Source organism: Priestia sp. YIM B13489 (genome assembly GCF_042787645.1).
Lineage (GTDB): Bacteria > Bacillota > Bacilli > Bacillales > Bacillaceae_H > Priestia > Priestia megaterium.
This window is the reverse complement of record NZ_JBHZOQ010000053.1, coordinates 1,460,543-1,474,462: the sequence shown is the minus strand read 5'-3', so window position 1 is coordinate 1,474,462 and position 13,920 is coordinate 1,460,543. Positions and strand designations below refer to the sequence as shown.

11 protein-coding genes are annotated in these 13,920 nt (G+C 35.5%); 2 read left to right on the top strand and 9 right to left on the bottom strand.

Annotated features, from left to right (window positions below):
- Positions 1-266 precede the first annotated feature (266 nt).
- Positions 267-599, bottom strand: a complete 333-nt coding sequence (locus ACFX4W_RS13340; RefSeq protein WP_377559517.1) for a hypothetical protein — start codon at positions 597-599, stop codon at positions 267-269.
- Between the two features lie 315 nt (positions 600-914).
- On the bottom strand, positions 915-2,012 hold the full coding sequence (locus ACFX4W_RS13335) for a tyrosine-type recombinase/integrase (RefSeq protein WP_377559516.1): 1,098 nt from the start codon (positions 2,010-2,012) through the stop codon (positions 915-917).
- Between the two features lie 127 nt (positions 2,013-2,139).
- On the opposite strand from ACFX4W_RS13335, the gene ACFX4W_RS13330 reads away from it, so the two are divergent.
- Positions 2,140-2,325, top strand: a complete 186-nt coding sequence (locus ACFX4W_RS13330) for a hypothetical protein (protein ID WP_377559513.1) — start codon at positions 2,140-2,142, stop codon at positions 2,323-2,325.
- A 350-nt stretch (positions 2,326-2,675) separates the two neighbouring features.
- On the opposite strand, the gene ACFX4W_RS13325 is transcribed toward ACFX4W_RS13330, so the two are convergent.
- The 6 genes from ACFX4W_RS13325 to hutP form a co-directional block, all read right to left on the bottom strand.
- Positions 2,676-4,010: an MFS transporter gene (locus ACFX4W_RS13325; RefSeq protein ID WP_377559511.1), complete on the bottom strand. Its 1,335-nt coding sequence runs from the start codon at positions 4,008-4,010 to the stop codon at positions 2,676-2,678.
- Positions 4,011-4,116: 106 nt separating this feature from the next.
- Entirely contained in the window at positions 4,117-5,100 is a 984-nt protein-coding gene (locus ACFX4W_RS13320) for an agmatinase family protein (protein ID WP_098792348.1), read from the bottom strand.
- Positions 5,075-6,370: an imidazolonepropionase gene (gene hutI, locus ACFX4W_RS13315; RefSeq protein ID WP_340448732.1), complete on the bottom strand. Its 1,296-nt coding sequence runs from the start codon at positions 6,368-6,370 to the stop codon at positions 5,075-5,077. Before hutI ends, ACFX4W_RS13320 begins: the two co-directional genes overlap by 26 nt.
- Before the next feature lie 19 nt (positions 6,371-6,389).
- Entirely contained in the window at positions 6,390-8,048 is a 1,659-nt protein-coding gene (gene hutU / locus ACFX4W_RS13310; RefSeq protein ID WP_043981761.1) for a urocanate hydratase, read from the bottom strand.
- A 217-nt stretch (positions 8,049-8,265) separates the two neighbouring features.
- A complete protein-coding gene (gene hutH, locus ACFX4W_RS13305) occupies positions 8,266-9,777 on the bottom strand; it encodes a histidine ammonia-lyase (RefSeq protein WP_043981760.1) in 1,512 nt (503 codons plus the stop codon).
- Positions 9,778-10,087: 310 nt separating this feature from the next.
- Positions 10,088-10,552 (bottom strand): histidine utilization transcription antiterminator HutP, encoded by a 465-nt coding sequence (gene hutP / locus ACFX4W_RS13300; RefSeq protein WP_028408945.1) that lies wholly within the window; start codon positions 10,550-10,552, stop codon positions 10,088-10,090.
- A 636-nt stretch (positions 10,553-11,188) separates the two neighbouring features.
- On the opposite strand from hutP, the gene ACFX4W_RS13295 reads away from it, so the two are divergent.
- Positions 11,189-12,622 (top strand): amino acid permease, encoded by a 1,434-nt coding sequence (locus ACFX4W_RS13295; protein ID WP_043981759.1) that lies wholly within the window; start codon positions 11,189-11,191, stop codon positions 12,620-12,622.
- A 410-nt stretch (positions 12,623-13,032) separates the two neighbouring features.
- Here ACFX4W_RS13295 and ACFX4W_RS13290 read toward each other — a convergent pair whose 3' ends face one another.
- Complete coding sequence (locus ACFX4W_RS13290) at positions 13,033-13,719, bottom strand: MBL fold metallo-hydrolase (protein WP_377559509.1); 687 nt, start codon at positions 13,717-13,719, stop codon at positions 13,033-13,035.
- Positions 13,720-13,920 lie beyond the last annotated feature (201 nt).

Genomic DNA, 13,920 nt, shown 5'->3' with positions numbered 1-13,920 from the left:
CAAATATAGATTTGAAAAAATATGCTGCATTTCTACAACCTTGGATATATTTACTTATAATTATAACAAAAAAAAGAAAGTAGTCGCGACGGACCACTCTCAAAGTGAATACTCTAAACAATCTTTCATGTAATCACTTCTCCTTACAAACGAAAAGAGCAACCATCATATACTGGCTGCTCTCTCCTAGCAAAAATGCACTCACACAAATGTGTATGTGAACGTATTAGTGTTATACTATATCCGTAATAAAAAAGGAATAATTTCTATTTACCCTGATACATTATTAATCGCTCTTTTGCTAAATTAATTAATTCCTTTAACTCTCTAACGGACTGCTTGTTATTACAATCACTTAATAAATCTATTGTGTCTTGCAAAAATTGTTCTCTTCTTTTTACTCTTTTATATTCAGCTCTATATTCTTCTGCCATCCTTGCTATTCGAGTAGAACCCTCACGAGGAGTCGCAACTCTTTCAAAATTTGAGACGCGAGGCTTTGTTCCTTTTTCATCAAACGTAGCATTGTCTGGATTCCTATTCCTCAATCCTGATTGACCCAAAATACTCCTTGCCGCCCGTTCTCTTCCAGTGGCCATTATCATTTCCCCTCTCTGCAATTGAGATTTGAAATAAACCGTCCTGTATAGATTCAATAACAGTAAAATAAATCCTTCTTTAAATATTTAGGTGCAGTTAAATAAAGTCTTTGTTATTTTTTGAGTGGATAGGCAAGCTTACTGCAGTAGCTACATAGTATTTAAAGAATCTTAACTTCATTATCTAATTAGTAGCTAGTTCAGTATCACTACCATTAAGTATTTTTGCACCAGAACCATAATAACAGCCATGAAATGGTCTGTTATTATTTTAATCCAAATATTTCTGTTAGCATTCTGTTTTAACACCTACCATTAAAAATCTTGTTCCTTCCACAACAATCCAATTTCTTGTTCTCGCTGCAAGACTTTCTCCAAATAACGTTCCGTTGTTTTACGGTCACTATGTCCAAGCTCTTTTTGAATTAGAAAAATATCAGCTCCCTGCTGCCTACTATAAATCGCATAAAAATGACGAAAATAATGCGGCGTAATCCTGTCATTGCGTTCTTTTATAAAAGGTAATTCGGTTCGTTCAATGATACGCACAATATAATTACTTAAGTTTTTATATTGATAATAGTCTCCATCTTTAGTTGGAAATAATGGACCTTGATCACTTGAATTTAATGCTGTACTGACATGACGTCGTTCTCGAAAAGAAAGAATGCGTTCATATAACGATGGATGAAGTAACTTATCAAATTTCTTTCCACCCTTCCCTACTCCTCTTAGTCGATAATGGCCACTTAAACTGTCTAGATATACATCTCCCCATGAGGCTTTAGCTACTTCTTGTACGCGCAACCCTGTCATCGCCAACATCGTTAACAATCCATAATTAATAGGGTGGTCTTTGTAGTAATCTAGGAGCTGTTTGACTTCATGGTAATACAAATCTCGATTCGGAATTTCTTGCTCAGATAGTGAAGTGCTTAAGATTTCTTTGTGTAATGGATGCTGAATATACTTAGTTTCATATAGCCATTTCATAAAACTTTTTAAAATCGTCATTTTTGCGTCTAAAGTTGCAGGTGAATAAGGTTTCCCACCCTTACCTAACAATGCGGTGCTTAAATACGTCTGATAGTTTCGAATATGCCAAGGACGTAGGTTTTTAAAAATAGTTTCTTCTATATAATCGTCTACATCTTGGCGTAGGAATGATTCACTTTCTACAGCATACTGATAAAACTGCAGCAGTATCCGTAAGTATTCGGTTTTTGTGTTTTCTTTTCGTTCTCGATCTTTTCGAATATGTTTTCGTTGATGGACATAGTAGTACATCATTTCTTCATCTGTAAAATCACTAAACATTTCTTCGTTTTTTCGCTGGTGATGCTCATTTCTTTCTTCTAATGCATCATAATACGTACTATCTAGCATCAATGAGACGATTTTGTTAAAATCCACTTTTCTTTCCCTTACTTCTGTTCCTATACGCACTAATGAGANTTAGATAAGTTGTTCGGATAAAAAGAAGGCTTGAGCCGTATGACGGGAAATCTGTCACGTACGGTTCTTAGGGGGGCGAGCGCTTGTGAGAGTGCCTGCCTACCCGACTAAACTAGAAAAAGAAATAAGCTCTTTTTTATTTAATATTTTATTTGGAGTTGCAGCCAGAAGACTGAGCCACCCTCTTCCTTTCTGTCATGTTGATTACACCTGTTCGCTATTTATTTTTATCAAAACATATTCGTATCATACAGTTGGCAAGCACCCATGAATTTTTCACATAGAAAAAAGCACCCTCATCGTTAATGGCATTGGAGAATAAGGGTACTTCTTGAGAATTTAAGTTTTCTATACTAAAGTATAAAAAAGATTAGGTCTATAGTTATTATAACACACAAACTGATAGGTTGTCATACAAATTTGAATGTAGAAGAGCACTCCTCCATTCAAATAACAGGAGTGCTCTTTAACATGGGCATAAATATTTCTATCATTTTGTAACTTAACAAAATATCTTTTTTAAGAAAGCATATAAATTTTTATAGTTTTATATTTCTGAATTCTTAGATTAACCATCTTTTTTCTTTAGAAGCTTTTTATCCTATAAAAGAATAATAGTTCTTACAATATAATGTTTTCCTCATTATGCATATCCGATATATGACTTCGTTGTCCTGGTTTCACAAATATCATAGATACCATTCCAATTATTACAGCAATGGCAGCAGCAGTAAACATAGCATTATACCCATGTGTCGCAACAAGGCTTCCTGTTAGCGTAGGCGCAATGATAGTTGCCAGGTTTGCAATAAAATGAGTTACTCCCCCAAAAGTTCCTGCTTTATTGGGCTCTGTATCAAGAACAACTGTCCAATAGATCGAATTGGGTAGATAATTAAAGGCATTACCTATACACATTAATAAAAGCACTGAGGCCGCGCTTCCAACCGTTGAGATCAGCATAAAACAAATAGCTGTAAAAAATAAGCAGACTACTGTGAACCAGGATCTAGCTATACGCAAATTTCCAGTTTTCTCACGTAATTTATCCGAAATTTTCCCTCCTATTAATCCTGTAACAATAGCACCTACCCATGGAATCATACCTATATACGAAAGAGAAGCTAAAGAATAATTAAATTCATCTTGCAGATATTTTGGAGTCCAAGTTAGTAATAGGATATTGACATACAAAAATGCAAAGTACCCAATAGCGTTCATGACTAATGTAGGGTTTTTAAAAAAATAATACCAAGGAACATTTTGGGGATTTGTTTTATCTAATTGTAATTCACCTTTTATTAAATTATCCGTGCTTCGAATTTTTTGAAGTTCAATTTTTGAAACTATCGGATGATCTTCAGGTAAATTTGTAAATATTTTTCTCCATATTAATACCCAAATAAAACCTAATAAGCCAAGAATAATAAATGTTACCTTCCAATTAGTGAACGTGAGAAGCCCCACTACAATAGGTGCCGTGACCAATGCTCCAATTGGAGTTCCAACTAAGCCAAGTGCTACAGAAAAACCTTTTTCTTTTGGGGACACCCAATTTGCCATTGTTCGGTTCATTGTAGATAAAGTAGGCCCTTCAGCCAGACCAAATAAAACACGAAATACCGCAAAAGCAGCTAATGCAGAACCTCCAAAAAATGCTGCACCTATGTGACCAGCAAATATAGTGCCAATTTCAAATATTGACCATGTAGTTCCAGCAAGAATCCACATAAACTTAGGACCTTTCTTATCTGCTAATGCTCCTCCAAATAGTGCTCCGAAAATATAACCATAGCCAAAATAACCCAAAATTGCTCCCCAGCTTACTGGATTTAAGTTGAATTCTTGAATAATTTCAGCCTGAGCGTATGAAAGTGCTCCTCTATCTATGTAATTTATGATGGTTATAATAACAATCATAAAAATAATAAAGTAGCGATAATTATTTTTCACCAATTATTTCTCTCCTCTCTTATTTGGTCACTCTTCTTACTGAGATAGAAAGCTTCATAATAAATGTCTAGAAATTTGGCACTTTCAAAAGAATAAGGAGGTCAATATTTTATTTCCTACTTGCAAAGCCTGTTAAAAAATTTAAGAATACATGAACTCCTGCTTTAATAGTAATTCCTGATTTATCACGTAAGGGATCTAAACATACAATATCCATCGCTTGGACTAATGGGTGTGAACCAGCAATATATATCGCTTCGAACAATTCATCGGTTCTCATTCCTCCTGTAGTTCCTGCTGGTACACCAGGGGCATAAGCGATATCAAGAACATCCATATCTACTGTAAGATAAATGGCATCCACTTTCTTAGCTAAATCGTCTAAGGCTTTTTCAACTGTATTAGAGATTCCTGTTTTTCTAGCTTGAAGTAAGGTCACGTAATTAACCTTGTGGGTATCTGCATACTCTTTGAGAGATTTAGAGTTATAAAACCCATGCAGGCCAATATTCCAAACGTTTTTGCCTTCAACGTTACCACTCTCAATTAGGTTTCGAATGGGCGTTCCATTTGATGGTCCGTTATCTTCTAAACTGCGTAAATCGAAATGTGTATCGAATTGAAGAATGCCTATACGTTGTTCTGGATGCGACTCTTTCCAGCCTTTTACTAACATAGCCGTAATCGAATGATCTCCCCCTAACATGATAGGCAGTGTATGGGGGTGATATTTCCGCATTGAAATCATTGCTTCTTTAATATACTGATGAGAAAGTGAAATATCTGTTACATGCTGTTTGACATCGCCTAAATCTAAAACCGATAAGGAGGTCAAATCCGTATCATATTCAATGTGATACGGATTAAACGATTTCCATAGTTGCCTCATGGCAAGGGGTGTTTCACTTGCCCCTGAGGCACTAATAGAAGATCTCGAAAGAGGGACTCCCAAAACGGTTACATCTACAGCTTGAAAATCTATTTCATCTTGCACTTCAAAAGTCTCGATCCAATCACTTACCTTAGGTTCAGTTGAACGCTGTCTTTCCCAATGAAAAGAGGGACGATTAAGTTGTGGGTACGGGTACGTCACGTAAGACCCCACCTTCCACAATCACTTGTCCTTTTTTAATCACAGTATCTACAAGGTTCACTGCATAGTTATATTGCAACGTTTGATAATTTGGTGCATCAAATAAAACAAGGTCCCCTTTCTTTCCTACTTCGATACTCCCAACTTCATCAGCTCTTCCAATGGCATGAGCTGCATTAATTGTACATGCTGTTAGGACTTCGGCTGGCGTCATCTTCATCGTAAGACATGCTAGATTCATAATAAAAGGTAATGATTCAGTAGGTGATGACCCTGGGTTACGATCAGTTGAAAGGGCAACCGGAACTCCAGCTTCAATCATCTTTCTTGCATTCGCAGGCTTCTCCATTAAAAAGAACGCTGTACCTGGCAACAAGACTGCAATAACCCCACTTTTAGCCATTTGTTTAATACCTTCATCAGATGCATGTAATAAATGGTCGGCTGAAACAGCCCCTACTTTTGCTGCAAGTTCTGCACCGCCAAATTGAACAATTTCATCTGCATGTATTTTTGGCTTTAATCCGTAGACTTTTCCTGCCTCAAGAATTTGCTCCGACTGTTCAACTGTAAAGACTCCTTCTTCACAAAAAACATCGCAAAACTCAGCTAAATTTTCTTCTGCAACTCTTGGAATCATTTCCTCTATCACTAAACGAACAAATTCGTCTGGGTTTTCTTTATATTCAACTGGAACAGCATGAGCTCCCATGAAGGTAGAAATTAAATCAACAGGGTGTTTTTCGTGTAGCTTTTTTGCTGCTCGTAGCTGTTTCAATTCATCTTCCAGTGTCAAACCATATCCACTTTTCGCTTCAACCGTCGTAACTCCATATTGTAGAAAACGATTCAGGCGTTTAGAGGTTTCTTGGATCAGTTGTTCTTCTGTAGCTTCTCTTGTACTTGTTGTTGTTTGAAGAATTCCTCCGCCTGCTTTTAGGATATCAATATATTTAGCTCCGTTTAATCGCATCTCTAGTTCCTTTTCACGACTGCCCCCAAACACAATGTGAGTATGAGCATCAATTAGACCTGGAGTAACAATCTTTCCTGAAGCATCAATCGTATTTATATGTCCATTCAAAGTATGAATATAGCGTTCTGCTTCAACATCTGATCCAACAAATGTAATCAACCCATTTTCCACTACAACACTACCATGTTCGATAATACCGATATCGGACATATCTTGAGCGCGTTTTGGTTCTTTAGTTCCGCCCCTAACTGTAATCAGTTGTGAAGCACATTTAATATACGTAATACATGACATAATGCTCACTCCTTTTCTTTTAGTCTAATGTTGGAATGTTCATGCCCTTTTCTTTGGCAGTTTGAATGGCTAATTCATAGCCTGCATCTAAATGACGAACTACGCCCATACCAGGATCTGTTGTTAATACGCGTTCAAGACGTTTAGCCGCATCTTCCGTACCATCTGCTACTACGACCATACCTGCGTGAAGAGAATATCCCATGCCTACGCCACCACCATGGTGAACAGATACCCAACTTGCCCCTGCGGCTGTATTAACTAGTGCATTTAAAATAGGCCAATCTGCTACAGCATCACTGCCGTCTCTCATCGCTTCTGTTTCGCGGTTTGGTGAAGCAACAGATCCCGCGTCTAAATGATCTCTACCAATAACAATAGGTGCTGAAAGTTCTCCAGATGCAACCATTTCATTAATGATTTTTCCAAATCGTGCACGTTCTCCATATCCTAACCAACAGATACGTGCCGGTAATCCTTGAAATTCAATTTTTTCTCTCGCCATTTTAATCCAGTTACAAAGATGGGTATTATATGAGAATTCACGTAAAATAACTTCGTCTGTTTTATAAATATCTTCTGGATCACCTGATAAAGCTACCCAACGGAAAGGTCCTTTTCCTTCACAGAATTGAGGACGGATATAAGCAGGTACAAAACCTGGAAAGTTGAACGCGTCTTTTACGCCTTCATCTAACGCTACTTGACGAATATTATTTCCGTAGTCGAAAGCAATGGCTCCTTCTTTCTGCATATCTAACATAGCCTGAACATGAACAGCCATACTCGCCTTAGACTTCCTTACATATTCTTCAGGGTTTTCAGTACGTAATACTTCCCCTTGCTCTAAGGTAAAGCCTACTGGAAGATATCCATTTAATGGATCATGTGCGGATGTCTGATCTGTTACAATATCTGGAATAAATCCGCGTTTAATCATTTGAGGAAGTACTTCAGCTGCGTTTCCAACCAAACCAATTGAGAGTGCTTTTCCTGAGTCCTTTGCTTCTTGTGCTAGAGCAATGGCATCATCTAGGCTTTCTAACACAACGTCACAATAGCGTGTTTCAATTCGTTTTTCAATACGTGTTCGGTCAACATCAATTCCAATGACTACGCCCCCTGCCATTGTAACGGCTAATGGCTGAGCGCCTCCCATGCCTCCTAATCCAGCTGTTACGGTAATGGTACTTTCGAGACTACCATTAAAATGTTGTTTCGCACATTCAGCAAATGTTTCATACGTACCTTGTACAATTCCTTGACTTCCAATATAAATCCAGCTACCGGCTGTCATTTGCCCATACATCATTAATCCTTTTTTATCGAGTTCATGGAATTTTTCCCAATTTGCAAAGGCCGGAACAATATTGGAGTTAGCTAAGAGTACACGTGGTGCATCTTTATGAGTTTTAAAAACAGCTACTGGTTTTCCAGACTGTACTAATAATGTTTCATCCTCTTCTAGATCTTTCAAAGTGGCTACGATACGATTGAATGCATCCCAATTTCGAGCTGCCTTCCCTATTCCCCCATATACAACTAGTTTCTCCGGATGTTCTGCTACTTCTGGATCTAAATTGTTCATTAACATACGAAGAACTGCCTCTTGTACCCAACCTTTTGTATTTAATTCCTTTCCATGAGGCGCCTTAATTACTTTTTGTTCAGTAGTCATATTTCTTCCCCCTATAAATAAATTCAAATAATTTTAAACTGTTTTTTAAAATTTATTCTCATAGATAATTACTTGTAATCTGGCCATATTTCATACGGGTTTACTTTACGCAGGAAATCTCGTAAATCTTTATAATTGAGAAAAAGAAAGATTGATACCCTAATATTTTAATAAGTTTATGCTAGAGTTTTATAATAAAAACGACTTTACACGTTCATTAACGTACCATTTCGTAATTAACTTCTTTTACAACCCCTTTTAAATCAGCAGCCAATTTTTCAATATCACGTGAGAAGATTCGATCTTTTGTAATTGTTGGAACAGATTTTCTAATTCTTGAATAAAGTTTCGTTGTTTCTGGAGCTAACTTACTTACACCTCTAATATCAGCAGCCTGAGCAGCACAGATAGCTTCGATGGCAAGTACCCTTCTACTATTTTGAATAATTTGATAAGCATGGCGAGCAGCAGTTGTTCCCATACTCACATGATCTTCTTGATTAGCAGAAGATGGAATAGAGTCTACACTAGAAGGATGAGCTAACGTCTTATTTTCCGAAACTAATGAAGCAGCAGCATATTGAGTAATCATTAAGCCTGATTGAAGACCAGGGTCAGGACTTAAAAATGCCGGTAAATCACTTAGTTGGGGATTCACCAATCGTTCGATACGTCTTTCAGAAATATTTCCTATTTCAGACATTGCAATTCCAAGAAAGTCCATCGCAAAAGCAATAGGTTGACCATGAAAGTTTCCACCGGAAATAACATTTCCACTGTCCGAGAAGATTAGTGGATTATCGGTTGCTGAGTTTATCTCAATCGATAGTTTCTCTTTTACATAATTTAAAACTTGTTGAATAGCACCATGGACTTGTGGGATGCATCGTAATGAATACGCATCTTGAACTCGAATTTGTCCTTGAGTAGTTGTTAGTTGACTACCGTCAAGGTAAGAAAGAATTCGTTCAGCCACTTGTTTCTGTTCAGGGTAAGGTCTTACAGAATGAGATTCTGGTGTGAAAGCGTCAACAATTCCTTGTAAACCTTCTAATGTTAGGGAAGCAATTCCATCTGAAAGGTCAGCTAACTTTTGAGCCTCCATATAAGCAACCACACCTACAGCAGTCATAGCTTGGGTTCCATTGATTAAAGCAAGCCCTTCCTTAGCTTGCAATTTGATTGGTTGAAGACCTGCTAATTTCAATGCTTCTGCACCTGACATTTTTTCACCATTAAAAACGGCTTCTCCTTCTCCAACTAATAATAGGGCTAAGTGCGATAGAGGAGCTAGATCACCACTTGCTCCTAGCGATCCTTGACTAGGAATAACTGGAACGATATTTTGATTTAAACAATCTATTAATAACTGCAGTGTTTCTAGACGAATTCCTGAATAGCCTTTCGCTAATGCATTAGCTCTTAGAAGTAACATAACCTGGCTTACTTCTATAGGAAATGGCTCCCCAAGCCCACAAGCATGGCTTCGAATTAAATTGATTTGTAAGTCAGCTAAATCATCCTTTGAAATAACTGTGTCACTGAATTTCCCAAACCCTGTGTTCACACCGTAAATTACCTTGTTATTGGTAATACTATCCTCCACTAAAGCTCTACTTCTTTTGATATTTTCTAGAGCGTGATCACTAATTTTAACCGAATAACCTTCAAAAATAACTTGATGAATTTGTTCATAGGTTAATGAGTTACCGTCTATTTGAACAAACATTCTAATCACTCCTTCTTAAATTAAAAAGTCTTATTGTTTTTTGAACATAAAAAGGGGCTATATCAAAAAAGAAACAAATCTTTTTTAATATAGCCCCCTATAAACTAAACTGAATAAACTATGGGCTTTAAATACAATTTTAAAATCTAAAACAAACATAACTAACAATGCTAAATAAATCTATACTTTAAGGTCTAAAGCTTAAAGCAACTAATGTGTCTGAAACTAGTATCCCTTTATCTGAATAATTTGTCAATTGTTTTTTTAAAGATTTAAAATTATTTATTTAAATTGCTTTGAATAGATTTTTTTAGATATGGTTAAACCCAAAACCTAATGCATCATGTTCAAATCCTTTTTTTGGAGCCCCTATAGTTCCATAAACGCATACACTAATCCATTCTCCACCATAACCAGAGGAGTCGATATTTCCTCTGACAATTGAAAAAGTTAAACCAACTGTACGTAAAATATCGCCTAACTGTAAAGTCCCCCTACTTACTCCCTGAATTGCCTCCAATATTGCATGATAAAGAGCATGGACTTCCCTATACGAATTAGCATTTATAATATGGTTATTTTTAGCACTTGTTTCAACAGCAGCAACTACTTTTGATAGCTCCATAGCCCCCACTTTTCCAACTGTATAGTTATAACCCCTTGAGTCCAGTTCTTGTTCAACTTCTTTCACCAGTTCAGTATTATGCAAGAGAACCAATAAAGAAGTTAACTTACCCATTGAAAAATTATTCTTTTGTTTAACCTGATTGCTCATAAGATGTTCCCCCTTTGTGCTTCCCTTACTACTAGATTAGTATATACTGAAGAGTATATTAGGTGTCAACCCAGCCTTTGGTAGCGCATACATTTCTGCATTGACAACTATTTATTCGGTAGATATACTAAAAATAATTCTGAAAATTCTAGATAATATAGCCTTTAGTGGATGAATTAAATTTTAGTTAACGGAGGATCTTAATAAAAAGATGGAAATATAAAAATCAGGTATGATGTTATTTTTTAGAATAGGGTTTTCTCCAAGAGAGTAGATCAGATACCTATCAAACTTAAAAATATTACTTATATAAGTTTATTTAGGCGTAGTTAAGCAAATAAGACAAGACTCCAATTTAGTTATTAGTTTATAGAATGGAACTTGGCAAAAAGGAAATTAGTATTTTTGCGAAGTTTTTTTGTGTTGGAAAGACTTATAGTAACTTGGAAAGGAAAGTTGGATTATATTTTTTGAGGTTTTAATAGATATTTTAAAAATCATAAAGAAACTATATTCATTCAAAACATATTTAAAATTATGTCCAACCAATCTGCTCATTTAAATTTTTAGTTTAAAGGAGAACCCTGCTTATAACATAAAAATAATTAAATCATACTATTAGGAAGAGGGTTATACATGCATAGTAAAAAAATAGAAGTATCCAATGAGCTTCAAAGAAATATGAAAAGCAGACATTTATTTATGATTTCAATCGGTGGAGTAATTGGAACAGGCCTTTTTCTAAATTCGGGTCATATTATCAATGAAGCAGGTCCTGGTGGGGCTATATTAGCTTACCTTGTTGTGGGTTTCTTAATGTACTTAGTTATGCTTTGTCTTGGTGAATTGACCGTATCTATGCCGGTGACAGGATCATTTCAAGCCTACGCAACAAAATATATAGGACCTGGAACAGGTTTTACTGTGGGGTGGATGTACTGGTTGAATTGGGCAGTTACAGTAAGTGTTGAATTCACAGCATCTGGATTATTAATGCAGCGCTGGTTTCCTGATATTCCTGTTTGGGTTTGGTGTGCTATTTTTGGAACTTCTTTGTTTATCATTAACTCTCTGTCTACTCGCAGTTTTGCAGAAACAGAATTTTGGTTTTCAAGTATTAAAATCGTAACCATTTTATTATTTATTATAATTGGGGCAGGTATAATTTTTGGATTTCTTGATACTCATGGGGCAAAAAACCCAGTTCAAAGTGTTTCTACCATAATGAATAATGGAGGACTTTTTCCAAATGGATTTAGTAGTGTTTTCTTTGCCATGATTGGAGTTGTTTTTTCTTTTCAGGGAACCGAATTGATTGGTATTGCAGCTGGAGAATCTGAAAATCCACATAGAGAAATCCCTAGAGCTATTAAAAATACGGTTTGGCGAACAGTATTTTTTTATGTAATTTCCATGCTTATCCTCGTTAGTTTAGTCTCCTGGAAAAAAGCAGGATCAGTAGATAGCCCATTTGTCTATGTTTTCGACAATGTTGGGATACCGTATGCAGCAGATGTGATGAATTTTGTTATTCTCACTGCGGTTTTATCGGTTGCAAATTCAGGATTATATGCATCCACACGAATGTTATGGGCTATGAGCCGCGAAGGATTTGCTGGGAAATCTTTTTCGAAATTAAGCCAAAAAGGGGTACCATTACGCGCATTAAGTGTAACTTTTTTAGTAGCATGTCTATCCCTCTTAACAAGCTTCATTGCTGCTAATACTGTTTTTCTAATTTTAGTATCGATTGCTGGCCTAGCTGGCATCACTGTTTGGATGTTAACTGCCTTATCTCAATTAAATTTCCGTAAAGCTTATATTGCGGAAGGAAATGATATTAATCAATTAAACTTCCGTACACCTCTGTATCCTATTGTTCCAATTACCTGCTTTGTACTCTGTTTAGTAGTCATTGTTAGTATGGCTTTTGTTGATTCTCTCAGGGCTGCTTTATATTGCGGTCTCCCATTTGCAATTGGGTGCTATGCCTACTATTACTTACGTATTCATAAGAAAATAGATAAGGAAAAAGATACAATAATATTAAAGAGAAGTTCTGGGGAATAGACCTAGTGGGAATTATATTCTTCCTTTAATTAATGAATCATTGAGTAAATCAAGATGTTTTCATTATCTCTTTTTGATTTTTTAGCAGATTTTATCCTTGGATAAGATCTGCTTTTTAATTACACTAATAAACATTATACACAAATTAATCCATCAACCCTTTTTATAAAACATGTGATTAAACTTTGCCATCTGAATATGGGTTACCTCTATATTTTTCAAAAGACCTTTATTCGTGTATTCTAAAATAAAAAGTGCATCTGAGATTTCTTATGATATTTACCATGTGCTTCGGAACGAGATATTATGGGTATCGATTAAGGCTTATGTAAACCTCGTTAATAATTTAATACAAATCAAAAAGATAGAATAGATCCTGATAATTAGGCCTATTTTCTTTTAGTCTCCACCTATAAAGTTAATTTTCCACCGTGATAACAATAATAATTTTCTGCTTTAAGATTTTTAATCTTTCTTAAAGACTGTTCTGCTTCCTTAATATTTAAACAAAAGTATGGATTAGCGATAGCCAATGCATGATTCTCATTAACAGCTGCATCACCCGTAATTACACTCTTTAAACTTGGAAAATATAATGAAATATGTCCGGAAGTATGCCCTGGTGTTGCTACTACTCTACATTTGTTATCTAAAATCATATCGCCATCAAGTACCTTTTCATCAATAGAAACATGATTTAAAGTCTTTAATTGCTGTATAAACCATTTACCAAATTCAATTTTTTCATTTGACATAGTTTTGAGCATTTTCTCGGCTTGAATCAACCTCTCTGACTTCATTGCCCCACTTATATATTTTGATTCGGTTTCACTGGCAATAATATTGACCCAAGGATACTTTTCTTTGAAGTCATATAAGGAACCTATATGGTCATCATCATAATGAGTAATAATTATATTCTTTAACTCCTTTATTTCATATCCTTTTTTTGAGATTTCTTTACTAATTAAAGTTAAAAAACCCGTATACCCTGTATCGACTAAGGTTAGTTCATTATTCAATATAATTAGGCTAGGATAAATGAGATTTTTTTGTCCATTAAATTCAAATTCAATTGGTAGTTCTACTATTTTCACTTTTCTCCCTCCATACTACTCATTTGTGAATCATTGGGTAATCGAATATACTCTACATTTATTTTTCGTCTCTTTCTTTCTTTTCTAATTCTTATAAATTATATCACCGTTTTTTATGTTAATTTCACATATCAATTAGATATTGAAACCCCTTATACTTTTTCTAATCATGATAGTCACTCTAAAATTCATCTTAAAATC

What these genes read in the sequence shown, in the direction of transcription:
- ACFX4W_RS13340 (WP_377559517.1), bottom strand. Translation starts at nt 599, where the DNA reads ATGGCCACTGGAAGAGAACGGGCGGCAAGGAGTATTTTGGGTCAATCA.
- hutP (WP_028408945.1), bottom strand. Translation starts at nt 10,552, where the DNA reads ATGAGCAATCAGGTTAAACAAAAGAATAATTTTTCAATGGGTAAGTTA.
- hutH (WP_043981760.1), bottom strand. Translation starts at nt 9,777, where the DNA reads ATGTTTGTTCAAATAGACGGTAACTCATTAACCTATGAACAAATTCAT.
- hutU (WP_043981761.1), bottom strand. Translation starts at nt 8,048, where the DNA reads ATGACTACTGAACAAAAAGTAATTAAGGCGCCTCATGGAAAGGAATTA.
- ACFX4W_RS13295 (WP_043981759.1), top strand. Translation starts at nt 11,189, where the DNA reads ATGCATAGTAAAAAAATAGAAGTATCCAATGAGCTTCAAAGAAATATG.
- hutI (WP_340448732.1), bottom strand. Translation starts at nt 6,370, where the DNA reads ATGTCATGTATTACGTATATTAAATGTGCTTCACAACTGATTACAGTT.